Source organism: Moritella sp. 24, from assembly GCF_018219155.1.
Lineage (GTDB): Bacteria > Pseudomonadota > Gammaproteobacteria > Enterobacterales > Moritellaceae > Moritella.
Genome location: NZ_CP056123.1, coordinates 4,117,223 through 4,143,046, shown reverse-complemented (window position 1 = coordinate 4,143,046; position 25,824 = coordinate 4,117,223). Strand labels below are relative to the sequence as shown.

The window sequence follows — 25,824 nt, the reverse complement described above, 5'->3', positions numbered from 1 at the left end:
TTGTCCATTGCCGCCCCCAAAGAGGAGGGAGATTTTTACTGTAAACAATACTGGTATCGACAGCTGTATTTATAGTTTGCTCTGTATACAGAGCTGTTGGATTTTCTAGTGCTGTGTTATCGACTAATTTAAAGTTAACATTCGTCAGCGAACCATGATTATCTGAGTGAGCAATAATATCGTTGATATTATAAACGCCAAGGACAAACCCGAGTAAGTTTTCGTCGGCGAATATATCGAATAGATGGGTTGGAATGCAATAAATCCCTTTTTATCCTGTGCGCCCTGTACCAATGTGACGCTAGCGGTTGCTTGCGCTGTATTGCTGTCTCTTGATTTTTGTAACGCAGATAGGCGCTCAGTGTTAGAAGAGAGATCAAACCCTAATGCTGCTTCATTCCCAATAAGTGGTTCTAGATAATACACCGGAAAATATTCAGACTTTATTTTTGCCGTGATCATCTGGCCATCGCTTAATTCAGTGATTTCATAATTAGGATAGTGAGATCGTACATTCAGTTCATATTGTTTTCGATTCGAATTATCAATACGTGGCACCCAGTTTAGGGCTTGAATCCCGTTATGACGATGGCGTATTTTTTGTGCCTCTTTTTGAAAGCGGGCATGATCAGGAATGACGCTCCCATCAAATAATATCGCTAATGATTGCAGCGTTTCGAAATTGATAAGTAATTCGCGATGGATTGCTGCTGCACGTTCATCAACATTTTTTTGAAACTCACTGATGATTGATTCTTTTTGAGATGCATAAATCAGCCAACCACTTAAAGTAGCAAGCGACATAGTAATGAGGGCTATTGTCAGTAGGATGACATTTGGTCGACTATTTTCCTTCATGATACCTTCAGTTGATTCGGAATGAGCGCAGAATAACGAATTCAACTACCCACAACTAAGTATAGCGATTGTGGTCGTAATGATTAGATAAACTTGAGGATAACAAGAGGTTTGATGATTTATGTGATAACCGTTAAACCTTCATTTTTACTTTAGAGAGCTATGAGGCGTATTTATTTAGAAATAAATGATCGTACTCGATGTACTGCTAAGTGTGATAGAAGGTAAAAAAGGGGTCACGCTAACAAAGTCGTGACTGACTTCAACTTCTACTACTTGCCCTGCGTCTTTAGTGATTAATTGGTTACTGTCTCGATCCCACGTTGTCGTCACTGTAATACTGTTTAGTGGCTGGGAACGCTGTAATACATAGGTTTCGATTTGTGTTGGTGAGGTTGGTGAATCGCCTATACGGCGGTTATCTTGTCCTGCTTCTGTCCCTCTTACTACGGCGTAACGGACACCTTCTCGGGCTGCGTGGGATATTGCGCCATAGGCATAAATAAGTCGAGAACCATCTAATATAACCAGTAATAATAAGCAAAATAATGGTGCGACGATGGCCGATTCGATAGCGGCGATACCGTGTTGGTAACGTAATGTATTTTGCATGTTATTGGATCCTGATCGTTGCGCTACGTGTTAACTGTACGCTATTGGGGATTATTGGATAGGGAGCTAGAGTGCGAAAATCTCGAGTTGCAGTACTTTTTACATATACTTCAACACCCAAATTACAAGATGATGTGCTGCCGCAACTGATATTGCTTCCTCCTACGCAGCGACAGATTCGCTCGGTGGTAATGGTGACCGCGGAAGTATTGTAATCATCAACCTTAAGATTCGTTGCATCTGCTAATGCTGCTGACTTCATGCCTGTGTAATCTATGGCTGAATTGGTATTTTGAGCACCATAACCTGCAGCGGACCTCGCGGAATTTGTCGTGGTGATAGAAGCGTGCATCACTCTGCCAAAATCTAATATTGTTAACATAATAAGAATCATAATCGGTAATACTATGATTGCTTCTATGGCTATGATCCCCCGTTGGTCCGTTTTAGAGGGGCGGCTAATTGATGATCGTTTCATGCTCTGTCCCTATTATTCGACTAAGGTAACTCGTTTTAATGGCGAACCACCGGCCCCTGTGAAATTGGTGATTTCGACAGATGAGTTACTGGAAACCTCTAAAAATTTTGATACTAAAATCGCATCACTTGGGTTACCTGACGAACCACTGTGAAATTTGAGGTGCTGGTTCCATACGTAAATAGCGCCTGAAAGTATGGCATTTGAGTCACTGTCTATGCGGTTCACTGGATCTGCGCCTGGATCATCTGAAGAGGGGGCGTCACGATCAGAAAAGAAGAGTACGCCGTCAAGTGTGTTGACACACTGACTACCGCTGTTACCTCCATTACAAGGTGGTGCAGATAGATCGACAGTAGCGCTCGAATTAACATCTAATGTCGAATACCACTCTTTACCTTTATCGGGAGAATGGTCTGAATTTGGGTCGTCACATTCCCAGAAACAGGTATTGTAAATAGAGACGCTGTTACCTGTGACATCGGAGTCGCCTCCTTCTACTTTAAAGCCGCCTCCACGCATTATATATACGCCAGGATTCATTGTTACATTGCCTTTTTTAACCAGTATCCCGCCACAATATGTACCTGGATTTAACGTTTTTGAACCACTGGTATCCACGGTATAAGCTTCGTATGGACCGCCTGAATCTTTTTCTTTACCGCTACAGCCAGTTGCATCACAGGATTCATCACTTGGGCAGGCGCCAGATGTTCGATCCACTGTTGGAGTCGCTAGATTAATAAATGGATCTGCTGCTGGAAGTGGTGATAACGCCGCTGATTTACCTTTGCCATAAATAGGGCAATCACCTGCGGTGTCACATTGGTAAGCTGAACCACCAGAATCGCAATTTTGACCTGTTTTATATCCTCCAACAACAGAGATAGTATCAGCTTTAACACAGGCCCCACTTTCAACCATAGAGGCTTTCTTATTATCAGAGTTGACCCAAATACCACAGTGGGCTTCTAAAGATGAATCACTACTGACTTCTAATGCGCCTTCGTGATCATCATCGAGTACGTAGACACAATTTGACCCTGAGGCTGTATTACCATTAGCAACCGCCCTTACTTCACTATTGATCGTATTAATATTGAGTACAGGTAGAAAGAAGGTCGCGGTAGATTGATTGATAATAACTTCAACGGAATTGTTATCACCTTGATAAAATCCACTTGTTGGAGGGTTATTGACAGTGATGGTAATGCCATCGGTACCATCGGTGAAGCCATTTGTTGTTGCTTCTGCATAAGCTGCGCTGCTAATCGTGCTATCGCGCTGGTTAAATTTTTCAAACGCGCCAGCTAAGGCTGCAGCATCTGCAGCTGTTTGGGCAAGACGATGATCGGAATAGACTTTCCCTGTATCTAGCGCAAATCCGACCATCGCAATTAAGGCAATGAGAGAAATGGATGCAAGTGGAATGATAAAACCGTTTTGTCTATGGCTGCTTGAGATCATGAATCAATTCTCTTTGATGATTTCTATCAACTTGATTACTGGTCATTATAAATTTAGATGTAATTTGGCGTAGTTTCTAATTTATTTTTTATTTTTGTGTGGATTGACGGGTAGTTGGAACAAATGAATGGATTAAAGATTATCAATTACAATGATAGATGTTTAGTAAGTATTAGACTTTATTGGTAAATAACAGTCGTATTTACAGTTAGGTATTTTATTTTTAGGGCGGAAATGATTCATCTTTCATGAAATTGTCATTAAAATTTAACCGTGTTAACACTTGTGCACTCAGTGTTTTTTTGGTTTGTTGATTAATGTGTTTTTAAGTTGTTGTTTTTAAGTGTTTATTTTATTTGTTTAATTTAATTTTATTTAAGTGAAATACTGATGGATCATTCTAGTGTACACCTGTAAGCTCTTTTTAACTTTTAGGGAGAGCGCTACATGCTTAATGATTTAACCAATAAACTATCACTGACGTTATTTAATAACGATACATTTAAAGCTTACTTTGCACCATTTTCAACTAAGCCTATTGCCGTACTTATGGGTGATATGCATGCCGCAAAGGTGGTGGGAATAAAGACCGAAAACAATGATATGTACTCATTAACATTAGCAATATCGGGCAAGGTGAATGAACAATATTTTACATTCAAGCCTGGCCAATATGTTGAATTACAGGTTAAGCAAAACGGCAGTTATATTAAACGTCCTTTCACAATATCTTCACCGCTATCGCAGTTGCAGCAAGATAAGACCATTACCTTAACCATTAAAAAGCAATTTGAAGGGCGTATTACTCCTTGGCTAGAAAGTGCTGTTGAGAAGGGTGAACTATTGGGTATCTCACCTGCAAAAGGTGATTTTGTTTTAAGTGCTTGCCTGCCACAAAATGCAACAGAGCAAACAATTAAGCAAACAACGAAAGAAGTCATATTCATTGCTGGTGGTAGTGGTATTACGCCGTTTCATAGTTTGTTGCTATCACATGTATCTCATTATCCGAATATTAAATTTACACTGCTTTATTATGCCCGTGCGAATCAACATGTTTTACATGAAAACCTTGTTGCGTTAGAGGTTGAACAGGCTAATTTCAGTTTGAGAATCTTACAAAGTGAACGTGATGGCCACTGTTCTGCTACACATATTAACGCCGTGACTACAGATCTGAGTAACAGCGCGGTATATATCTGTGGTCCAAATAGCATGATGGATAATACCCAAGCATTATTCGTTGAAATGGGGTTATCTCAAGAGGCTATTCACCTTGAACAATTTGGTTTAGCCAGCTTCAGTAATGTTGATTTAAATGTTGCCCGCAAGGTTTCATTCACCACAACAAACAAAGATATTGTAGTGAATGAAGAAAATCAGCAAACACTATTAACCATTGCTGAGGATAATTATGTTCCTGCTAAATATGGTTGTCGTATTGGTATTTGCCAAGAGTGTAAATGTAAGAAGGTAAGTGGTGTGGTTTATAACAGCCAAACCAAAACATATTCAGATACGGGTGAAGAAGATATTCAGGCTTGTATCAGTGTACCAGTGACTGATGTCGTGATTAATTTATAGGGATAAGATGATGGCCACGTTAGATAAAAAATTTGGTAAAAAGTTAAATGAACAACAGTTAGAGCAGTTGGCGATAGACCTTGATGGTGTTAAAGCAAAAGCCATGAATCAAGTGGGAAGTACCGATGAACGTTATATTAAAAAGATTGTTCGTCTGCAACGTACATTAGAAATTGCAGGACGTATTTGTCTTGTACTCGGGTTTATTTCATTGTATTTCTGGGGTGTTGGTGTGCTGCTATTAAGTGCATCGAAGATTTTAGATAATATGGAAATTGGCCATAACGTATTACATGGTCAATACGATTGGATGAATGATCCTACGCTTAATTCACAAACATTTGAATGGGATAATGCGTGTAGTTCAGAATCATGGAAGCGTGTGCATAATTATGAACACCATACTTATACCAATATTATCGGTAAAGACCGTGATTTTGGTTATGGATTATTACGCTTAAGTGACGATTTTTCTTGGCGCTTGCGTAACTTATGGCAATTCGGTACGTACCTTGTGTTAAGTACGTTATTCCAATGGGGCATCGCATTTCATGAGATGGCGGGTGAACGCGTATTCTTTGGTAAGCGTAAAGAAGGTCGTGAATCTCATGTAGATATTGAGCAATTAAAAAAAGTATTTTATAGCAAATCAACACGCCAAATTTTAAAAGATTACGTTATCTTTCCTATCTTAGCAGGCCCATTTTTTGTGATGGTATTGTTAGGTAATTTAGCGGCTAACTTACTGCGTAACTTTTGGACATCGACTATTATTTTCTGCGGTCACTTCCCAACAGAAGTGTATACCTTTACCGAAAAAGAATGTGAAAATGAATCTCGTGGTCATTGGTATTATCGTCAGATTTTAGGTTCGGCTAATTTAACGGGTGCTAAATGGTTCCATATTTTAACGGGTCATTTAAGTTGCCAAGTCGAGCACCATTTATTCCCTGAAGTACCAGCACATCGCTATGTTGAAATGTCAAAAGAAGTACAAGTGATTGCTGCTAAATATGGTATTGCTTATAACACTGGTAGTTTCTTTAGTCAGTATGCATCGGTAGTGCAACGCGTGATTTATTTCTCATTCCCGGTGGGTAAAGTTTCTGGTAAGAATGCGGCTCTTTACCCGCGTTTTTAATTTGGAACACTAGAATAATACGCATAAAAAAGCCTGACTATGTTGATTCGTAGTCAGGCTTTTTTGTTCAAATATCGGTATCGATTTATTTAGGTCTAATTACTTATATTTAACTACTTATCTTTAACTATCTGCCCCAAGATAATTGTGGCCACTTTTTTTCTTGAGCATAGTTGGTTAATTGTGGGCAAGGATTTACAACATGCGGATATTGACTGAATAGACACAGTGGTAGATCGTTAATTGAATCAGTATAAAAATAAATATCAGTAAAGATTTCAGTTTGTTCTGCCAACCATGATTCTAGGCGTATGACCTTGCCTTCACGATAACTGGCAACACCAAGTATATTTGCAGAGTAATGATCATCCTCAACCAGCATATCAATGCCCATCGCATGTTCCATGCCTAATTTAGCGGCGACTTTTTTTACAATAAAGCTAACTGTCGCTGAAATTAATATCCTTGTTATGCCATCTTGTTTTAGTTGTTCAAGAAGTTGCGTAGCTTGCGGAAAAACAGTCGGCATAATGCATTTTTCGACACATTCATCAACCAAGCTATCGACTTGCGCTTGAGTGAGAGAGGCAAGTGGTGCCATTGAAAAATGAAGGTATTCTGGCATATCCAATTTTCCCGCGGCATATAATGCCATCAAGCGAGCATCCTCAGCGAGGAAAGTCGGATCGGTAATAATGCCTTTTTGTACTAAAAATTGATGCCATAAAACAGAGCTATCTGCACCAATCAAGGTTTCGTCCAAATCAAAAATATACAGTGGTTTGCTCATCGTATTCTCTCTCTTAACTTACCTGTTGTAATTCATTTAGATTAAATAGCAGCTCTAGTGGCGTGCCAGTATCAAATAATCGTTCCGATGAACGATTCAATAAATCGACCGTAATATCACAGCCTTTTACATCGACCTGATAGCGGATCACATTACCCAATAATTGATGGTTTTTAATAATACCTTGAGTCGGGGCTGAAATATGTTCGCCATAGTCTCGACCTGCTTCCCGCACATAAATAGATTCAGGACGAATAGCCAGTTTGTTATTGATTGTCATACCAAGTACATCTTGCGCTTGTTGTACTGGTTAGTAACGTTTTCATTTTCTCTATCTTCCTAGACAGGTGAGTGAATTCGCAGCTATCTTATGACTATTTTGTGACATTCTTTGTTGTTTTTTATGACATTTTAATGAAAGAAGGGTGACAATAAAGCCCTTTTTAGATGATCATATTACGTTATATGTGAATCTGTATATCTAGATTAATTGACTGTTTTTTAAGGAATTATTAACAGGTCTGACCTTTCTTATTTTTGCTGTTTAGATTTATATTGTACTGTTGTATGATTGCGCCATCTATTGTCACAGAGGATTGAACTAATAAGGATGTGAATGTTCATTAAGTTAATTAATGTTAAAAACAGTATCACTTGAAAAAAAATTATTATTAATCGCAGGCTTCTTCTCTTTGTTGTTTATAGCCCTCAGCATTAATTATTTTTTATATGTCCGAAGTAATTTAATCGATGACCGTCGTTGTGCATTAGAACCCCGTATTAATTTTATTGGCTCAATTATTAATGAGTATTATCAAAAATCTCAACGTGGTGAATTGACATCATTAGAGGCTCAATTAAAGGCCGTCGATCGAATACATCAAATCAATGAAGACAATGAAAATTATATCTTTTTGTTTACTGATGATTACCTCTTACTCGAGTCTATAAGTAATGCCAAATTACGTTATCAGAATGTCAAAGACGTCACTGATATTAATGGTGTGAAGTTGTATCAGCTTTTGCATTTGGAAGCTGTAACTCATGCCAACGGTGGGTATTCTCGTTATTATTACTATTCAAATACGACACGTGAAGAGCAAGAAAAAATATCCTACACTCAGCACTTTGCCCCTTGGGGTTGGACCTATGGCGAGGGTGTGTATATTAACGATGTTGACGACTCGATTATCAACATGCTGACTTCGCATTAGCGAGTATAAAATTCCTTATTAATGATTATTTATAATCAATGAATGTTTCATAGTGCTTTTGGCGTAATATTTGCATTGTTCGTTTGTTGATTTTAATTGAATTATTTTAAGGAATGTCCGATGAGCAGACTATTAGCATTGTCTATATTGGTAAGCACCGCACTAACAGGTTGTGGCGGCAGTGGTAGTAGTGATGCTGGGCCAACACCTCCGTCGCCCGCAAAAAAATATACATTTGAATTTGTTAAACTGACCCAAGATAGTAAATCAGAATGCACGGTCTTTGACGGGTTGGGGCAAAATTTTGACACTAAGTATTTTGCCTATAATGTACAACCGCAACGAATCGAAATTCATGATGGTAATGGTTCTTATAGTAAAGAACTGAGTTCTGAAAATGGATCTATTACTTTTACTGTTGATGATGTTCCTGATGGTGGTTATGTTTCTATCATTGACTACCGTGCAGGTTCTCCAAACTATCAAGTTTTATCTATTCAAAAACAGCTGCTTGGTGACTATTTAATTAGATTGAATGGTGACTCTTTGAATACTTGTTATAGTAAAGGGAAAGCACTTGAAACTAAATCAGGTTTTGCGTCTATTTTAGTGTCTGGTCTACCGGTAAATTACTTCCAATTTGAAACTGGATTTGTGACAACTGAGAGAAAGGCTAATAACAGTGTTAATATTAGTGCTTATGCAGATGAAAAAGTGTTAGCTAAAGGCTATGAGGGTGATACAACTAATTTAATTGCTTATGCTTTTGTGAGCGAATTAACAGCTAACGCTAATGATGATTTAACATTAATCAATGGTTTTAATGATAGTTTAAATTGGTCAACTGACTTTGATTTGAATGATCTTGATAGTTTACAAATTAGTATTAAACAAGGCAGCTATACTTACCCTTGGTTTGATGCTCAATTTGATCCAGCTACTGATACAAAAACAGCATTTCCATATACTTATGAAGAGTCTGAGTGGCTATATACAGCCATGGGAACGACGCTTAATTGGGACTTTAAACATAACTCGGCATTTTCAGATACATTAGACGCTAGTCTGATGGTTAATATTGATAGTGATGTTGCCCCTAGTATTAGTAAAAATGGTGCAAGTTATGTGTTTTCAGCTCCCGGTATTAGTTCTACAGACGATTTAGTGCAACGCAGTTATTATTATACAGAAACGAGTGGACCTAATTCGACCTTAACTCATGTAATATATAGTGTACCAAATGAGGATGGTGAAGTTGTTATTCCGGATTTGAAGCTAGATCGCTTATTACCAATTACGGCTACGTCAGATGCAATTAAAGTGTCAATGATTGCAACTAAATCTAGAAATACAGATTTTGTTGAAAGTTTTATGCGTAGATTCCAGCCTCTCGATCCAAATATAGCTTCGTTTCCTATGAATGAAGACAGTATCTCGTTATTGTTGACACCTGCTGAGCAGCTTGAGCAACGCCAATATACTAAGATGCATGACTACACTATCGTAGAACGATAAACAGAATGTAATACGATCACAAAACCTCAGCTTGCTGGGGTTTTGTTGTTTCTGGGCGCTAAGTATTGTGATGAGCAAGGCGAACCCTGTACGTAATACGATGAAAATAGTTGCCAGTGAATGAAATGACTGGGTAGACTACTTGTTAATGCGTCGATTAAAATATTGAGTTTGGTGCGACAAGGAGTTGCTGATGTTGGTGTACAGCTTAGAAATGTTATGTATTGTTGCTTTTGCATTGAGTGGTGTATTGGTCGACTCTAATCGAGGCAAAGATATTGTCAGCGTGATGATGCTCGGTTGGATCACTGCATTAGGTGGAGGCACACTACGTGATATTATTTTATCGGCTGACACCATATTTTGGATCCGTGATCCCAGTTATTTCTGGACTGCATTAATTAGCGCCATCGCCGGTTTTTTTAGTATTACGCACATGCGTAAAACGCGAATAAATAAACTTATTATTATGTTTGATACCATTGGCGTATCGCTGTTCTCGATATTAGTGACTCAGCAATTATACAGCGCGGGTTATGCAGCTTATGTTGCAGTGTCTATGGGCATGGTCACCGCTATATTTGGCGGGGTATTACGGGATATTTTAGCGCATCGTCGTACTTTATTTAATGATACCGACATGTATGCAACACCTGTTATTTTAGGCTGTTGCCTCTATATTTTATTGGTCAATGTAAATATCGACATTACAGTTGCGGCTCTTATCTGTATGGCCTTGATCGTATCAATGCGGTTGTATATAGTCGTAAAGCAGATCCGTTTTCCTGCATTTCTCGTATTAAAATAACAATGAGACATAATGATGAGTAAACCCTCAACAAGCGTAAATGAATCGAGTAATGCATCAGGACAGCCGATAATTGCTGAACACTTTCTCGTTGCACAACCGTGGCGTTTTTTATTGCTTTGTGCTGGTTGTTTAGCTGTTGCCTTGGGAGTGTTAGGTATCTTTCTCCCTTTATTACCAACAGTTCCCTTTTTATTATTAGCTGCCGCGTGTTTTAGTCGTTCTTCACGCAAGTTACAACTGTGGTTGTTTAACCATCGTTATCTTGGCCCTTATTTAACAAATTATTTGTTGCGTAAAGGCATCAGTAAAAAACAGCTATTAAGTTCGTTGTCGAGTATGTGGCTTGCGATGCTGTTAGCAATATATTTTGCGCCTATCTGGTATGTGAAAATCGGTTTATTAGTGACGGCTTGCCTCGTTAGTCGACATCTTTTATCGTTACAACGTTTACCATAACGACCTATTTTATGATTTTATTCCCGCGATTTTCCTCAAATCACTGCTTAAACTGAAGTGAAATACTAATTATTTTATATAGAACGCATTTTCTTTCTAGATCTGATAACTAACTCATACTATTTTTGTATCTTTAATGTAACACTCTTGCAGCATTAAATTTTGTAAGTTAAGAGGCCCCTAGTATGTTTAAAGCGTTAGATGCACTATCTCCGTCGTTTATAGAGCGTCCATTGGATGAACTTTGGCAGTTAATATCACCTTTATATATGGCTGATGAATCAGAATGGTTAGCTGAATTGTTACCAATGGCGACTCCATCTGCAGAAGAGAAATCTCAGATCACCACAAATGCCACGGTTTTAATTGAACGAGTGCGCGCCGATAAACAAGCTATCCAAATGATTGATGCCTTGTTGCTGGAATATAGCCTAGATACCAAAGAAGGTATTTTGTTAATGTGTCTTGCTGAAGCGCTAATGCGTATTCCAGATGCAGCAACAGCTGATGCTTTAATCCGTGATAAATTAAGTGTGGCCGATTGGAAATCACATTTAAAAAATTCTGATTCGACATTTGTGAATGCATCAACATGGGGACTATTACTGACTGGTAAAGTCGTGAGCATGGATCGTAAAGATACCAAGTCTGCTGGCAGCACAATTAGTCGTTTAGTAAATAAAGTATCTGAACCTATTATTCGCCAAGCAATGAACCAAGCCATGAAGATCATGGGACATCAATTTGTATTGGGTCGTAATATTGCTGAAGCACAAAAGAATGGTCGCCCATCACGCGATAAGGGCTTTACCTACTCATTTGATATGTTAGGTGAATCTGCATTAACAACCGCAGACGCGAAAAAATATTTTAATGATTATATTCAAGCTGTAGAAGCGGTTGGTAAAAATAAATACGGTAACGGTAAAACACCAGATCCAACGGTTTCTATTAAATTATCTGCATTGCATCCGCGTTATGAAGTAGCGAATGAAACTCGTGTTATGAGCGAAATGCATGACACTGTTTTAGAACTATTATTACGTGCACGAGATTTAGATGTGGGTATTACGATTGATGCGGAAGAAGCGGATCGTTTAGAGCTGTCATTAGCATTATTTGAAAAACTGTACCGTCACCCGAAGCTACAAGGTTGGGGTAAATTCGGTATTGTTGTACAAGCTTATTCAAAGCGCGCATTACCAACATTAATTTGGTTAGCCGCACTAGCAAAAGAGCAGGGTGATGTTATTCCTCTGCGCTTAGTGAAAGGTGCTTATTGGGATACGGAATTAAAATTATCTCAACAAAATGGCTATGATGCTTATCCTGTTTATACCCGTAAAGAAGCAACCGATGTTGCCTATTTAGCCTGTGCACGTTTCTTATTAAGTGAACAAGTTCGTGGTTGTATCTATCCACAGTTTGCTAGTCATAATGCACATACAGTATCAGCGATTGCGACAATGGCTGAACATAAAGAATTTGAATTCCAACGTTTACACGGTATGGGTGATGCGTTATATAACCATGCATTAGCGATCTATGGTGTGGATGTGCGTATCTACGCGCCAGTGGGTAGCCATAAAGACTTACTGCCATATTTGGTTCGCCGTTTATTAGAAAATGGTGCAAACAGCTCGTTTGTACATCGCCTTGTTGATGCAGACTGTCCGATTGCAGAGCTAACAGAGCATCCGGTAGAAACGTTAGAAAGTCGTCCGACTTATCACAACAGTTTGATCCCATTACCAACGAAGATTTTTGCAGGCCGTAAAAACTCATGCAATGTGAATGTTGATATTATTAGTGAAGTGACACCATTCAATGCAGAGCTTAATCTGCAAATGAAAAAAACATGGCAAGCGACGCCTATTGTTAATGGGCAAGTGATTACTACTGAGTTCGATAATGGCAAACCAGTCAGTGCCCCTTATGATCGTCGTATTCATGTTGGTCAAGTATTGTGGTCAACGCCTGAAGATGTCACTAAGGCATTAGATACTGCTGCGGATTATTTCCCAACGTGGTCAGCAGTTCCTGTTGTACAACGTGCAGAGTGCTTAAATAAGATTGCCGATCTATTAGAAACCAACCTTATTGAACTCGTTGCGTTATGTCATAAAGAAGCCGGTAAAACGATTCACGATAGCTTAGATGAAGTTCGTGAAGCAGTCGATTTCTGTCGTTATTACGCAATGCAAGCCACTGAAAATTTCTCGGTAGCGAAAAACCAAGTACGCTTTGACGGTATTGCTCAGCAAGTTACGCGTCAGGGACAAGGTGTATTTGTTTGTATCAGCCCTTGGAATTTCCCCTTAGCGATCTTCCTTGGTCAAGTTGCAGCAGCATTGGTGAGTGGTAACACGGTTATTGCGAAACCAGCAGAGCAAACAAGCTTAATTGCAGCACGTACAATGGAATTGATGTTAGAAGCTGGCGTACCGAAAGAAGCTATACACTTATTACCGGGTGGTGGTGCAGCGGTCGGTTCACTATTAACATCGGATGAGCGTATTGCTGGTGTCGTGTTTACTGGTTCAACAGAAACAGCGCAAGTGATTAACCGTTCTTTAGCGAAGCGTGATGCAAGCGTTGCAACGCTAATTGCTGAAACGGGCGGTCAAAATACCATGATTGTTGATAGTACAGCACTGCCAGAACAAGTGGCTCGTGATGTAATCCGTTCTGCGTTTGCTTCTGCCGGTCAACGTTGTTCAGCACTGCGTGTACTGTTTGTACAAGAAGATGTGGCTGACCGTATTACCACCTTGATCCAAGGTGCAATGCAAGAGTTACACGTTGGTTTACCGTATTCACATCATACAGATGTGGGTCCGGTTATTGATTTATTAGCGAAGAAAAAGCTGCAAGCGCACATTGATAAAATGCGTACGACGAGCAAACTTGTTGGTGAAGTAACCTTGACTGATGAATGTAATTTTGGTGACTTTATTGCGCCAATCGCATTTGAAATTAACAGTATTAATCAACTCGAAAATGAGCAGTTTGGTCCAATTTTACATATCGTGCGTTATAAAGCGGGTGATTTGAATAATGTCATTGCTGAAATTAATGCCACAGGTTTTGGTTTAACCATGGGTATCCACAGCCGTAATGAACGTACTTATACCGATATTGAGCGTCAAATAAGAGTGGGTAACTGCTATATCAACCGCGACCAAGTGGGTGCTGTTGTGGGTGTTCAACCATTCGGTGGACAAGGTTTATCTGGCACAGGACCGAAAGCGGGTGGTCCACACTACCTGTATCGTTTTACTAAGCAAGTGATAAGCGCTTAGGCTGTCGTCATTGTAAATTAAGGAGTTAAACCATGGTTGTAGAAAATAAATTAGTACAGACGCAGCATATGATTGAAACAGGTCTTTGTGCTTGGCCAAGCTGGAACGAGTTAGGCGTAATTGCACGTGCAGATCTAATTGCGAAATGGGTTGATATTATTAGCCAAGAGGCGGCATTAGGTAAACTGGCTGGTGAAATGGCAAAGTACCACAGACATCAAGCGGTCACTTTATTAGGTGATGAAAAATTAATGCCAGGGCCAACAGGTGAAGTGAACGAGCTTTACAGTGCGGGACGTGGCTTATTTATTGTCGCTGCGACGGATGCAGATCAAAGCGCAAACACCCATGCAATTGTTGCACACATCAGTGCTGCATTGCTGGCTGGTAATACTTTAGTGTTGGCATTACCTGAAGCATTACAACATGTATTGCTAAACACGTTGCATGCTGCGGGTGTACCTGAGTTAGTTGTACAAGGTGCAGATGAAAGCGAGTTAACAACGCTGATTGAATCACCAAAAGTCGCAGGTGTGGCTTTTACCGGTGATGAAAAAATGGCGCAATCCCTTAACCGTACTTTATCTACACGTGCTGGATTACTTGCACAGTTAGTGGCTGAAGTGAGTGGTAGTGCTTTGTCATACGTAACAGATAATCACTTTATCTTACGTTTTATTACGGAACGTACACGTACTATTAATATTACTGCAGTGGGTGGTAATGCGACACTGCTTGAACTAGGTGGTGGCGATCATTAATCGTTAATACCAATATAATAACCATATCAGGTACTCATTTGAGTGCTTGATATGGGACTCCCATCAGCGTAAGTTCATTTATTTAGTAGTATCATCATCAGTCTTATTTTCTTGAGTTATAATTTTTAAACTTTTGTCTTAAGTTATTATTTATAAATTTAAAGTAGGTCACTGATGCACAAAACTACCCGTTGCATGGCAACGAACAAACGTATCGCGCTTGTAGCCCATGATCACATGAAGTCATCGTTAATTGCTTGGTCACAAGCACGCGCTGATATTCTTCAAAAACACCATTTATTTGGAACAGGCACAACAGCGACCTTATTGACTAAACATGTAGGCTTACCCGTAAAAGCGCTCTATAGCGGCCCTATGGGTGGCGATCAGCAGCTTGGTGCTCTGATTGCAGAAGGTGAGATTGATATGATGATCTTTTTCTGGGATCCAATGAATGCAGTACCACATGATCCAGATGTTAAAGCACTATTACGCTTAGCTGCAGTATGGAATATTCCGGTCGCAACGAATCCAGCAACGGCTGATTTTATTATTGATTCTATCCATACAAGCAGTAAATACGAACATGAAGTACCGGATTATGCTCGGTATTTAGCAGAGCGTACTAGCGAGTTGTAATAACAGCGCAGTCGTTCAAAAAGAAGAGTGTGATGAAAGGTAATAACAGCAGAGTAGCTCTGCTGTTATTATTAATAATAGTGACTAGTCTTCTTTGAAATGCTTTTCTGTCATCATATGACCAAGCTTGTCTGCTTTGGTTTTCAAATAATGTTCATTGTGCATATTCTTACCTACTTGTAATGGCTGACGCGCCACAACATTAACGCCATATTCTTCCATAGCGGCTAATTTTTTCGGGTTGTTCGTCATTAATTTAACTTTGTTAACACCAAGGTGATCTAGCATCGGTTTACACATTGCGTAATTACGTAGATCAGCAGCAAAACCTAGTTGTTCATTTGCTTCGACGGTATTTGCACCAGAGTCTTGTAAATTATATGCACGGATCTTGTTTAACAGACCAATACCACGACCTTCTTGGCGTAAATAAAGAATAAAACCAGCACCCGCTTCGGTGATATTTTTCATTGCAGTTTCAAGTTGAAAGCCACAATCACAACGTAAGCTAAATAAGGCGTCGCCAGTTAAACATTCTGAATGTATACGACCTAGCGTAACGTCATCAGTCGTTAACTCGCCATAAGTTAGCGCAACGTGTTCTTTACCTGTTTCTGAGTCTTCGAAGCCGTGCATGGTGAAAGTACCAAAAGGAGTTGGTAGTTTTGAAGATGCGATAAATTTAATAGACACGGATTACCTCTTACTATCCATCCCCACAGTGATGAACGTCTAAATTGGATTACTTTGGGCTAGTTTACGCGTTTATGGCGGCAATCTGAATAGACAATTGTAAAAAGACGGGATAATTATTATTCGCTGTCATTAGCGGTGCAAAGTACATCGTATTATGTACTTTGCTGCTACCATTTGATTTATTGAGTTAATCGTCTAATGGCGCACGTAAAACTCTTTAGCAAACGCAGGGCGCGCCGCTTTAAGTGCTTGTGCTTGTTGTTCTGTCATCTTGCCTTCTGGAAAGCCTAACGCTTTATGATCGAGCAATGCACGGGCTTTAATATTAATACACAGTTTTATTTTACTGCCAGTGCCGATAATTTCTTGGCTATTAAGTGCAGGAACTAAAATACAGTTATCAATTAGGTTGGCAACAGCGGCTGCTTCTAGCGGCAGTGAAATAATATCTTTCTTCTGAAAAATAAATTCGCGAACGACCGCTTGTTCAGAGGTATTCATCACTTTCACCATTTTGTGTATTTTCTTCATCGTTTCAGTTTCGCTTTGTTTCTCAAGTACTGATTGACCTGCTTGAACGAGTAATAACGCGATAAAATAGGCGATGCCTGAAATAACAATAATAGAAATATAACCACGGTATTCAGTCACCCATTGTTCCAAGCCAGAAACTGAGAGTGCAGTGCTTGGTAGTATCAATACCAATGCCGCAGCAAGTAGTAACCAAGTGGTGGCAATGTTTATCTGTTTGTAATTTTGAATATAATGTTTTAATTCGTGCATGATAAACCTTCTGCTGATAACAGTTGTCAAAAAATTGTCTGATGTGTGACGTTATTTCTGTAAATCTTCTTAGATTTCTTATTCTGTAAATGTAAGCATTTTCTGTGCCACTAAATTAATTATTTTCTATAGTCGTGATATTGATGACTATCAACTGGTTGAGCCGTATACTAAGTGCTGTTTATGCACTTTTAAATGGATGTAACATGCAGTATTTGCCAATTTTTATGGATATAAAGAATAAGAATGTGTTGGTTGTTGGTGGTGGTGAAGTCGCGAGTCGAAAAGTTGACTTGTTATTAAGTGCCAGTGCTAAGGTGACTGTCTTATCTCCACGCTTAAACGAGACGTTAGAACGCTATCGTGATGATGCCAAAATTACGGCGGTCATTGACGGCTATAACAGTGATTATCTTGGTGATTACGTTATGGTATGGGTAACAACGGATGATACCTTACTCAATAAACAGGTATGGCAAGACTGCTGCGAACGTAACTTATTAGTGAATGTTGCAGATCAACAGGAACTGTGTGAGTTTATAACGCCTTCAATTATCGATCGTTCTCCTTTGCAAATTGCTATTTCAAGTGGTGGTGCCTCGCCAGTATTGATCCGTTATCTTCGAGAAAAATTAGAAGCGTTGTTACCAGAAACGCTGGGCTTATTGGGTGCTTTTGCGGGTCAACAACGTGGACGTGTGCAGCAACAATTTAGCACAGTGACAGAAAGACGTCGCTTTTGGGAACGCTTCTTCACGTCAACCGCAGTGACGAGTGCTACAGATACACAGCAATTACAGACAGAATTTGATCTCTTGATTAATACACCTAATACCGATGTAGGTGGTGATATTTATATTATTCAATTACCTGATGAAGTCGATTTATTACGCCTAAGAGCATTACGCTTAATGCAACAATCTGATGTGATTTTGTATGCGGAACACAGCCATGATCATATGGATGATTTTATTGAGCTATGCCGTCGTGATGCCGAACGCCATCCAATACAGAATACTGACTTTGTTGTGCAAGCGCAAACGCGTCAACAGCAAGGTGAACGTGTTTGTTTATTGGTGAATAACGCACAATTTGATTTATTAACCGCAGAACTTAATGCCGTTAGTGTTGTAGCTTAATTATAGTAGGACTGATTTTAAAATGTATTCAGGTTTTCTCATTGTTATCATTCCTTTGGTGTTTGGTTACCTTATTGAATTAAAGCAAAGTAAACATATTCATTGGGTAAATGTTTGCACTAATAAAATGATCTATGTGATCTTATTTTTGATGGGCATTAGTTTGTCTCATTTAGATAACTTTGCTCAAAATATCCAAAACATTGGTATTTATAGCTTTGTTGTATTGAGCTGTGTATCACTCGCGAACCTACTTGCACTGTGGGGACTTGATAAACGCTTATCGAAAACGGTTGAAGGAGAAGGGCAGTCGTTGAGTAAATGGCACCTGATACTTGAATCGTTACAGTTAATTTTGGTGATTGCCGCAGGTTTTGTTATTGGTTTATTTATTCCGTCTGAAATGATTGATATTGATGCTATTAGCGAAGGTGCGCTGGTCTTATTATTACTATTTATTGGGTGTCAGTTACGTAATAGTGGCATGCAGTTACGTGAGATCCTGCTTAATACCTGGGGGATTAAAATTGCCATTGTCATGATGCTGAGTTCATGGATTGGTGGTATGGTCGCGGCGTTATTTCTGGATATCCCATTAACGCATGGCTTAGCATTGGCATCAGGTTTTGGCTGGTATTCGTTATCGGGTATTTTGATTACCGATGGTTTATCACCGGTATTTGGTGGGGCTGCATTTATCATTGATTTAGGTCGAGAGCTGGTGGCTATTTTAATTATTCCATCACTGATTCGTTTACACCCTTCAACGGCGATTGGTTATGCGGGCGCAACGGCGATGGACTTCACGCTACCTATGATTCAAAAAGCGGGTGGTAATGGCTATGTTCCGCTAGCGATTGTGAGTGGCTTTATTTTAAGTTTATCATCACCGTTATTTATTAGTTTGTTCTTGGCACTTTAAACACACTCGGCTCCATCATCAAATAAACAAAAGGGAGGCGCTGTAATACAGCGCCTCCCTTTTTGTATCTATTAGTGTAATTATTAGTGTAATTCGTCTGAATTAGCTAATCTTACCTTCTACTAATAACTGACGAATAAGTGGCGCACAGATTAACTCCATCGCCAGTGCCATTTTTCCGCCTGGAACTACCAAGGTATTTATACCTGAAATAAATGATCCTGAAATCATGGTTAGCAGGTAAGGAAAATCGACATTCTTTACGCTTTGAAAACGGATCACCACTAAACTTTCATCCAATGTTGGGATCGTTGTCGCACTAAATGGGTTTGATGTATCAACGAGCGGGACACGTTGAAAGTTAATATGGGTGCGCGAAAATTGTGGCGTAATAAAGTTAATGTAGTCATCCATCGAGCGTACGATAGAGTCCGTTACTGCTTCACGAGAGTGCCCGCGGTCTTCTGTGTCACGGACTAATTTCTGGATCCACTCTAAGTTGACGATAGGTACCATGCCGATAAGTAGATCAACATGCTTTGCCACATCATTATCTTTTGTGGCGACACCACCGTGTAGGCCTTCATAAAATAAGATGTCAGTACTTGAATCGATATCTTGCCAAGGTGTAAATGTACCCGGCATTAAATTGTACGGTACTGCTTCGTCAAAAGTATGTAAGTAGCGTCGGTATTTACCGCTGCCATCACGGCCATAATCTTGAAAGAAGTTTTCGAGTAACTCAAAATCATTGGCTTCGGGGCCAAAATAGCTGATGTGTCGACCTTGTTCACGTGCTTTGCGGATCGCGACATCCATCTCTGGACGTGTGTAGCGATGAAAACTATCACCTTCGATAAAAGAAGCTTTGATATTTTCTTGCTGAAACATGTGTGCAAAGGCCAAGCTAGTGGTAGAAGTACCGGCGCCTGATGAACCTGTCACAGCAATAATAGGATGTTTTGCTGACATTTGATCGACCAACTAGTTGAATTTGAATAGTGAGAGCTATGTTATACGAGTTAAATGGGTTTAGATCAAGTATAAAATTTGCACGATTATTGTGGGTTTTTAAGAACTTCGCTCTTTGGCAGTATGTTCACACTGTCGTGTAATTCAGAGTAAACAATAACAACATCACCACTGTCTAGTTGCTTTGTTACCTGACAGACTTTTTCAGACATCGTCATCTCTAAGGTGCCATAATCAGTGCCCTCGCGTAATACGAAGTGCTCTATTAATGTGTTAAGTGTGTTTTTATCTAGCTGTTGATATGGAATAATCATAATTAAGCTCTTCATGGTTGTTACGGATAATGGCCATAATATTAACATATTTTTGGTTATTGATTGCTAAATACAATCAGCTAAAATACAATAATTCTCATTTAGATTTAATGTTGGCATGTTAGCTAACGTTTTCATTATTTTTAGTCGCAGTGGAATAACATGAACTATTCAGCAATTTGGTCAATTGGGTTACTTGCGAGCGTCTTGGTTATGCCAGCTCAGGCTGCACCAACAGCGAGTGAACTTAATTCGATTATTAGTAGTAAACAACAATCACAAGCGCAAGCACAGCGTACGCAAGATCATATTGCTGAGCTAGATGATAAGACGAACGAAACCGTGAGCGAGTATCGTGCATTGCTACGTGAAAATGCTGTATTGACTGCTTATACCACGCAACTGGCTAAACAGGCCGATCAACAACAGCAGCTATTAAACAGTTTAGAAAATAATATGGCGAACGTGCGAGAAACCCGCATGGAGCTAACACCGTTAATGCAAGAAATGGTGCAAGTATTAACGCTATTCGTACAGCAAGACATTCCATTTTTATGGCAAGAACGCCAGTTACGCTTAGCTGAATTAAATCGCTTATTAGATAATCCTAATATTATTGTTGCCGATAAATACCGTCGAATTTTAGAAGCTTATCAAATTGAAACTGAATACGGTGACACCATCGAAACATGGCAGGCACAATTACCGTTAAGTGATGCAGATAAAACGGTGCAATTAATTCGAGTCGGTCGCGTTGCTTTGTATTACCTCACGCCAGATCACCAAAATGCAGGTTATTGGGATAATAGCAGTCGCTCTTGGTTGGTGTTACCAGCAAGCTGGTTACCAAAAGTAAAGCAGGCTTATGAAGTTGCGGATAATAAAACTGTGCCAGCATTATTAGCATTACCCCTCTTAGAGACATCGGTTTATTCCGCTTCAGAAACTCAACCGCAGGAGGCACTATAATGACTCGTATCCTATCTGCACTGACGACTTTTGCTCTGCGTTTTAGCGCTTACATCATGCTTGTGATGAGCTTATTGATGTTCGACGTCTACGCAACGCCATTAGATGAACTGTTAAAACAAGTGAAACAAAGCAATGTTGCTGAAACCAATATCGATAGTGAAGCGCTTACTCGGTTTAAAAATAATTTTGCCACGCAGCAAGCTAATTTAACCAAACAAACTAAGCGTAACCAAGCCTTACAGTTACAAATGACGCAGCTGCAAGATAAGATCGCTGCGAATAATAAACGGATCCTCGCCAAACAAAAATTAGCGAACAGTGAAAAGTCTGATTTAGATAAAGTCTTTAGTGAATTTCGTCGTGCTAGCCAAGACTTACGTGGTCAACTTAAAAAAAGCCCGTTAAGTGCAACTCTTTCTGGCCGTTCTGCACAATTAGCCCCGTATAGTGAAGCTGCATTTGAACCAGATATTGTTGCGATTAAACATCTTTGGCTAGTGTTCACCGAGCAAATGGTCGCGAGTAGTAAAGTCACGAAAACAGACACACTTGTCACGATGGCTGATGGCAGTAAAGACACATTAGCAGTGACACAAATAGCAGGTTTTACCGCGTTCACTACGCAGGGACCTTTGTTGTATCAACCTGCCAGTGAGAGCTATCAATTATTAACACCAACGTCAGCGGACATGACTGCGCGTATTAACGCATTTTCGCAACCGGTTGATGGCTTTGTTAGCACGCTGATTGATCCTTCTGCGGGCGCGTTATTAGAGCGTGCAACACAGACGAGCGCGTGGTGGCAGATATTTTCTGATGCGGGTGTCGTCGGTGGTTTGATTGTCGTGGTCGGTATTATTGGCATGGGTATTGGTTTATTTCGCTTATTCGTACTGACTCGAGAAGCGAAGAAAATTAAATATCAGAAACAGCATTTAGGCACCTTAACGGATAATTCGTTAGGCCGTATTGTTAGTGTGGCAGATCGCCATCAACACAGTAACGCGGATGAATTATCGCGTTTTCTTGATGAAGCAATTTTGGCTGAATTACCAGAATGCCGTAAAGGGTTAGGATCATTAGCCGTTTTAGCAACTATCGCACCATTGCTGGGGTTATTAGGGACAGTAGCCGGAATGATCGAAACATTCCAAGCCATTACCGCATACGGAAACAGCGATCCTCAAGTATTATCAAGTGGTATCTCACAGGCCTTATTGACCACTAAATTTGGTTTGATTGCCGCTGTACCTTTAATGTTATTACACAGTCTATTAAGCAGTAAGAGCGACAGTATTTTACATGTGATTGAACATCAAAGCGCAGGTTTGTTAGCACAGCGTCAACAGCGTCTTAATCTATATGTGAATAATGATGCCTCAGCCCCCGTTGCTGTAAATAAACAGCAAGTGACAGGTAACGTATAAATGTTAGGGTTTATGGATTTTCTTGGCAATGCATCGGTGATCTTTTGGGTCATCATGGCATTGTCGGTTGTCATGTGGTGGACAATAGCTCGTTGCTATTTACAGTATGGATTGCAGTATCCAGCCTTGTTAGTACATTACCAAGCTGAGTGGGCGCAATGGCAAGATCAATCACACTTACTCGCGATGGCAGTGCGAGATGGATTCATTTCAGAACTGCAAAGCCAGCTCACCCGTAAGCTTATTTTTATTAAAACCTTAACGGGTGTTTTACCTTTATTGGGCTTGCTGGGTACGGTTGATGGCATGATCGATAACTTTGCTGTGCTGTCTGACAGTCTTGGTGTATCAGAATTATTTAGCAGTGGTATTGCGCAAGCGTTACTCACCACATTAGCAGGGCTGGTGACTGGGTTATCGGGGTTATTTTTCTGTCACAGCTTAAACAAACGAGCAAATTTATTAACCTTGGATTTAGCGCAAAAATTAGTGGTTAAAGGGATATAAATGAGAACACGATTTAGCCGAAATAACAGTGATGCAGTTACGGTCGATTTAACGCCAATGATTGATATGGTATTTATTTTACTTATCTTTTTTTTGGTTACTGCTTCATTTAATAAAATGAACGCGATTGATATTCAACGCCCGGATGGTGCAACGAATGATCAGCAAGGCGCTGTTAGTTTAGTGGTGTCTATTGATGCTGAAAATGGCGTTTGGATTGAAGGCGAACCCGTTGATATTCGTAAATTACGTAGCCGAGTTAAAAACTTAAGTGGTGGTGAACATACTTCGGTGATGTTGAATGCCGACCGTACCGTTGATACCGGACGTTTAATTGAAGTGTTAGATCAAGTGAGATTAGCTGGGGTGGACAATGTTGCAGTTGCAACAGCGGGGCAGTAAGCGTTTTCGTCTATTGGCGTTCTTGCTTGCGGTGCTGGTTAACATTAGCTTGGCGGCTTTAATTTATGGGTTAACCATTGGTAGCAATAAAGCACCTGTGAAGGATCCTATCACGATTAATTTTCGTCAGTTTACTGATTCAACCGTAGAAGAACAGGAACTCACGCCTGAATTAGAAGTGATACCTGAGCCAAAACCACAACAAGACATGGTGGCGCCTGCACAGGTTGTTCAGCCGAGTTTTGATGTGCAAAATATTAATTTAAATAGCAGTATCACCTTACCTGCGTTATCGATACCAACTTTTGATGTTGCACCGCAATTGGTTGATGTTACCAGTTATATTCAACCACAAGCTGTTGTAGCACCTGTCGCAGTTAGCGCTGTTGAGCAAGCAAGTGTTGGTGAGCCTGAAATTGGTTTTGCTAAAGTACTACGTAAAACTAACCCGCAATATCCGTACAAAGCTAAACGCCTCAAAATTGAAGGGTCTGTGTTATTACATATCCTCGTGAATGATGATGGTCGTGCAGAAGAGATCAAGGTTATCGAAGAAACCCCCCGTGGTTATTTTGCTAAAGCATCACGTAAGTCAGTGCGCCGTTGGCAGTTTGAAAAAGCCCCAGCAGGCACTGAAGTATGGAAAAAATGGAGAATGGTTTTTGAACTTAATTAAAGTGAAGCAGCATTTTTCATTACTGTTATTCGTTATTTTGTTGTCACTATCGATATTACCATCGGTGCAGGCGCAGCAAGTGCCAGCAGCGGTATATAGCCGTTATGTCACGTTGACGACTGCCTTTACTAAAATGACAGCGCAAGACGATAGCCAGCGTAAAGAAAAAAGCGAAGCGAATGCTGGTCTTATTAAAGGTATTGCAGCGTTTTATCAGCAACAGCGAGAATACAGTGTTGAACGTCAATTATTAGCCAGTAATTTACAGCTGCAAGTATTGCTTATGCAGCAAGATTACCAGCAAGGCTATCAAGTAGTGAGTCAGTTATTAGATTTGTCGTTAGCACTTGAACAGCAACTGAGCTTTCAGCAGTTGGCCGCACAGTTAGCTGCGCAATCTGATTCGTATAAAACATCAAAAAATAAATCATGGCAGCAGGCCACTCAGCACCTTAAAGCTTGGTTTACGCTGGTGGATAACTTGAATGATAAACAACGTATCGAATATAACATTACCACCGAACAGGAAGCTGGTAATGCGGCATTATTAGCACAAGGGTATTATTTACAAGGTCAATTAGCATCGGCTTTAGCACCTGCAAAACGTGCTTATAAGCTATTACCTAAAAATGAATCCTACTTGCAATTATTACTCGCATTGTTACAACGTTTAGAGCGTCATTCAGCATTAAATAAACACCTTGAAATTGCGGTGGTAGATTTCCCTAATTCAAAAGATTACTGGGAGCGTTTGGCGTATAGCTACCTGACATTGGAACAGCATAAATCAGCGTTATCAACACTGGCTATCACCCGTAATCAGGGCTTACTCACCACACAAGGGTACCGTGTATTAGCCTCGTTATATCTACAGCAGCAGCAGCCTCGATTAGCCGCTCATGTTTATTTAGAAGGGGCAGATAAAAAGTTACTGAAGCAAGATAATGCGTATTTTAAAGGTCTGAGTAATGCATGGTTGATGGCTCGTGAACGCAGCAAAGCATTAGCGGTATTAGCACAAGCGGAAGCTGCGGGCATTAAGCTAGCTAAACAGGCACAGCAACAAGCCCAGTTATTATATTTGGAAGCGCGTTGGTCTGAAGCGGAATTAGCTTATGCCGCCTTATTGGATCATGGTGCTAAGGGCAAAGATCAAAAGACCTTACTTATGACTGACAAGTGGCGTTTTTTACTCGCAGTTAGTCAGATTGAACAAGGTAAAAAATCCCAAGCGAAAGATAATTTACTGCTGTTACAGACCAAGCAATATCAGGGTTACAGTAAAGGCTGGATGGCGCAGTTGTAACGCCAAATCACCGCCAGAAAAAGATGCTCTAGATCACACTTTTATCTAATTGTGGCTAGGGCAGGGTGATTGAATGACCT

General features: G+C 40.0%; 27 protein-coding genes. 17 read left to right on the top strand and 10 right to left on the bottom strand.

Annotated features, from left to right (window positions below; translation table 11 throughout):
* Nucleotides 1-144: 144 nt before the first annotated feature.
* The 4 genes from HWV00_RS18495 to HWV00_RS18480 all read right to left on the bottom strand — a co-directional run bounded on the left by HWV00_RS18495 (nucleotide 145) and on the right by HWV00_RS18480 (nucleotide 3,415).
* On the bottom strand, nucleotides 145-858 hold the full coding sequence (locus tag HWV00_RS18495) for a CHASE domain-containing protein (protein ID WP_211683697.1): 714 nt from the start codon (nucleotides 856-858) through the stop codon (nucleotides 145-147).
* Nucleotides 859-1,035: 177 nt separating this feature from the next.
* Nucleotides 1,036-1,470, bottom strand: coding sequence for a TadE family protein (locus tag HWV00_RS18490; protein WP_211683696.1), 435 nt, complete (start codon nucleotides 1,468-1,470; stop codon nucleotides 1,036-1,038).
* A gap of 1 nt (nucleotide 1,471) precedes the next feature.
* Nucleotides 1,472-1,948: a TadE/TadG family type IV pilus assembly protein gene (locus HWV00_RS18485; protein WP_211683695.1), complete on the bottom strand. Its 477-nt coding sequence runs from the start codon at nucleotides 1,946-1,948 to the stop codon at nucleotides 1,472-1,474.
* 12 nt (nucleotides 1,949-1,960) lie between these two features.
* Nucleotides 1,961-3,415, bottom strand: coding sequence for a pilus assembly protein TadG-related protein (locus HWV00_RS18480; protein WP_211683694.1), 1,455 nt, complete (start codon nucleotides 3,413-3,415; stop codon nucleotides 1,961-1,963).
* A 447-nt stretch (nucleotides 3,416-3,862) separates the two neighbouring features.
* On the opposite strand from HWV00_RS18480, the gene HWV00_RS18475 reads away from it, so the two are divergent.
* Nucleotides 3,863-4,999 carry a flavin reductase family protein gene (locus tag HWV00_RS18475; protein ID WP_211683693.1) on the top strand — a complete coding sequence of 379 codons (1,137 nt, stop codon included), beginning with the start codon at nucleotides 3,863-3,865 and terminating at the stop codon, nucleotides 4,997-4,999.
* Nucleotides 5,000-5,006: 7 nt separating this feature from the next.
* Entirely contained in the window at nucleotides 5,007-6,140 is a 1,134-nt protein-coding gene (locus HWV00_RS18470; protein ID WP_255554802.1) for an acyl-CoA desaturase, read from the top strand.
* A gap of 127 nt (nucleotides 6,141-6,267) precedes the next feature.
* Here the strand turns inward: HWV00_RS18470 and HWV00_RS18465 are convergent, their stop codons facing one another.
* Nucleotides 6,268-6,930 carry an HAD family phosphatase gene (locus tag HWV00_RS18465; RefSeq protein ID WP_211683692.1) on the bottom strand — a complete coding sequence of 221 codons (663 nt, stop codon included), beginning with the start codon at nucleotides 6,928-6,930 and terminating at the stop codon, nucleotides 6,268-6,270.
* A gap of 13 nt (nucleotides 6,931-6,943) precedes the next feature.
* Nucleotides 6,944-7,210 (bottom strand): TOBE domain-containing protein, encoded by a 267-nt coding sequence (locus tag HWV00_RS18460; protein WP_255554801.1) that lies wholly within the window; start codon nucleotides 7,208-7,210, stop codon nucleotides 6,944-6,946.
* A gap of 355 nt (nucleotides 7,211-7,565) precedes the next feature.
* Here HWV00_RS18460 and HWV00_RS18455 point away from each other — a divergent pair, with 355 nt between their 5' ends.
* The 7 genes from HWV00_RS18455 to HWV00_RS18425 all read left to right on the top strand — a co-directional run bounded on the left by HWV00_RS18455 (nucleotide 7,566) and on the right by HWV00_RS18425 (nucleotide 15,628).
* On the top strand, nucleotides 7,566-8,144 hold the full coding sequence (locus HWV00_RS18455) for a cache domain-containing protein (protein WP_211683691.1): 579 nt from the start codon (nucleotides 7,566-7,568) through the stop codon (nucleotides 8,142-8,144).
* A 120-nt stretch (nucleotides 8,145-8,264) separates the two neighbouring features.
* Complete coding sequence (locus HWV00_RS18450; RefSeq protein WP_211683690.1) at nucleotides 8,265-9,659, top strand: hypothetical protein; 1,395 nt, start codon at nucleotides 8,265-8,267, stop codon at nucleotides 9,657-9,659.
* A gap of 193 nt (nucleotides 9,660-9,852) precedes the next feature.
* Nucleotides 9,853-10,467: a trimeric intracellular cation channel family protein gene (locus tag HWV00_RS18445; protein WP_211683689.1), complete on the top strand. Its 615-nt coding sequence runs from the start codon at nucleotides 9,853-9,855 to the stop codon at nucleotides 10,465-10,467.
* A gap of 12 nt (nucleotides 10,468-10,479) precedes the next feature.
* Nucleotides 10,480-10,926 (top strand): YbaN family protein, encoded by a 447-nt coding sequence (locus tag HWV00_RS18440; RefSeq protein WP_211683688.1) that lies wholly within the window; start codon nucleotides 10,480-10,482, stop codon nucleotides 10,924-10,926.
* A gap of 185 nt (nucleotides 10,927-11,111) precedes the next feature.
* A complete protein-coding gene (gene putA, locus HWV00_RS18435; RefSeq protein ID WP_211683687.1) occupies nucleotides 11,112-14,228 on the top strand; it encodes a bifunctional proline dehydrogenase/L-glutamate gamma-semialdehyde dehydrogenase PutA in 3,117 nt (1,038 codons plus the stop codon).
* A gap of 32 nt (nucleotides 14,229-14,260) precedes the next feature.
* Complete coding sequence (locus tag HWV00_RS18430) at nucleotides 14,261-14,989, top strand: aldehyde dehydrogenase family protein (protein WP_211683686.1); 729 nt, start codon at nucleotides 14,261-14,263, stop codon at nucleotides 14,987-14,989.
* A 174-nt stretch (nucleotides 14,990-15,163) separates the two neighbouring features.
* Complete coding sequence (locus HWV00_RS18425) at nucleotides 15,164-15,628, top strand: methylglyoxal synthase (RefSeq protein ID WP_211683685.1); 465 nt, start codon at nucleotides 15,164-15,166, stop codon at nucleotides 15,626-15,628.
* An 84-nt stretch (nucleotides 15,629-15,712) separates the two neighbouring features.
* Here the strand turns inward: HWV00_RS18425 and ribA are convergent, their stop codons facing one another.
* Both ribA and HWV00_RS18415 read right to left on the bottom strand, forming a co-directional pair.
* Nucleotides 15,713-16,321: a GTP cyclohydrolase II gene (ribA, locus tag HWV00_RS18420; RefSeq protein WP_211683684.1), complete on the bottom strand. Its 609-nt coding sequence runs from the start codon at nucleotides 16,319-16,321 to the stop codon at nucleotides 15,713-15,715.
* Between the two features lie 198 nt (nucleotides 16,322-16,519).
* Nucleotides 16,520-17,107 carry a super-infection exclusion protein B gene (locus HWV00_RS18415; protein WP_211683683.1) on the bottom strand — a complete coding sequence of 196 codons (588 nt, stop codon included), beginning with the start codon at nucleotides 17,105-17,107 and terminating at the stop codon, nucleotides 16,520-16,522.
* A gap of 206 nt (nucleotides 17,108-17,313) precedes the next feature.
* On the opposite strand from HWV00_RS18415, the gene HWV00_RS18410 reads away from it, so the two are divergent.
* Nucleotides 17,314-18,246 (top strand): NAD(P)-dependent oxidoreductase, encoded by a 933-nt coding sequence (locus HWV00_RS18410; RefSeq protein WP_211683682.1) that lies wholly within the window; start codon nucleotides 17,314-17,316, stop codon nucleotides 18,244-18,246.
* A gap of 22 nt (nucleotides 18,247-18,268) precedes the next feature.
* Nucleotides 18,269-19,168, top strand: coding sequence for a lysine exporter LysO family protein (locus tag HWV00_RS18405; protein ID WP_211683681.1), 900 nt, complete (start codon nucleotides 18,269-18,271; stop codon nucleotides 19,166-19,168).
* A 102-nt stretch (nucleotides 19,169-19,270) separates the two neighbouring features.
* Here the strand turns inward: HWV00_RS18405 and HWV00_RS18400 are convergent, their stop codons facing one another.
* Nucleotides 19,271-20,140: a phosphoribulokinase gene (locus tag HWV00_RS18400; protein WP_211683680.1), complete on the bottom strand. Its 870-nt coding sequence runs from the start codon at nucleotides 20,138-20,140 to the stop codon at nucleotides 19,271-19,273.
* Nucleotides 20,141-20,226: 86 nt separating this feature from the next.
* The gene (locus tag HWV00_RS18395) at nucleotides 20,227-20,454 is read right to left on the bottom strand and encodes a YheU family protein (RefSeq protein ID WP_211683679.1); all 228 of its coding nucleotides are present in this window, start codon (nucleotides 20,452-20,454) and stop codon (nucleotides 20,227-20,229) included.
* 162 nt (nucleotides 20,455-20,616) lie between these two features.
* On the opposite strand from HWV00_RS18395, the gene HWV00_RS18390 reads away from it, so the two are divergent.
* The 6 genes from HWV00_RS18390 to HWV00_RS18365 are packed head-to-tail and all read left to right on the top strand — an operon-like array spanning nucleotide 20,617 to nucleotide 25,744.
* Nucleotides 20,617-21,423, top strand: a complete 807-nt coding sequence (locus HWV00_RS18390; RefSeq protein ID WP_211683678.1) for a DUF3450 domain-containing protein — start codon at nucleotides 20,617-20,619, stop codon at nucleotides 21,421-21,423.
* On the top strand, nucleotides 21,423-22,853 hold the full coding sequence (locus HWV00_RS18385) for a MotA/TolQ/ExbB proton channel family protein (RefSeq protein ID WP_211683677.1): 1,431 nt from the start codon (nucleotides 21,423-21,425) through the stop codon (nucleotides 22,851-22,853). Before HWV00_RS18390 ends, HWV00_RS18385 begins: the two co-directional genes overlap by 1 nt.
* The gene (locus tag HWV00_RS18380; RefSeq protein ID WP_211683676.1) at nucleotides 22,854-23,360 is read left to right on the top strand and encodes a MotA/TolQ/ExbB proton channel family protein; all 507 of its coding nucleotides are present in this window, start codon (nucleotides 22,854-22,856) and stop codon (nucleotides 23,358-23,360) included.
* Nucleotides 23,361-23,762, top strand: coding sequence for a biopolymer transporter ExbD (locus HWV00_RS18375; protein ID WP_211683675.1), 402 nt, complete (start codon nucleotides 23,361-23,363; stop codon nucleotides 23,760-23,762).
* Nucleotides 23,734-24,438, top strand: a complete 705-nt coding sequence (locus HWV00_RS18370; protein WP_211683674.1) for an energy transducer TonB — start codon at nucleotides 23,734-23,736, stop codon at nucleotides 24,436-24,438. Before HWV00_RS18375 ends, HWV00_RS18370 begins: the two co-directional genes overlap by 29 nt.
* Nucleotides 24,425-25,744, top strand: coding sequence for a M48 family metallopeptidase (locus HWV00_RS18365; RefSeq protein ID WP_211683673.1), 1,320 nt, complete (start codon nucleotides 24,425-24,427; stop codon nucleotides 25,742-25,744). The genes HWV00_RS18370 and HWV00_RS18365 overlap by 14 nt, the downstream gene beginning before the upstream one ends.
* The last annotated feature ends 80 nt before the right edge of the window (nucleotides 25,745-25,824 follow it).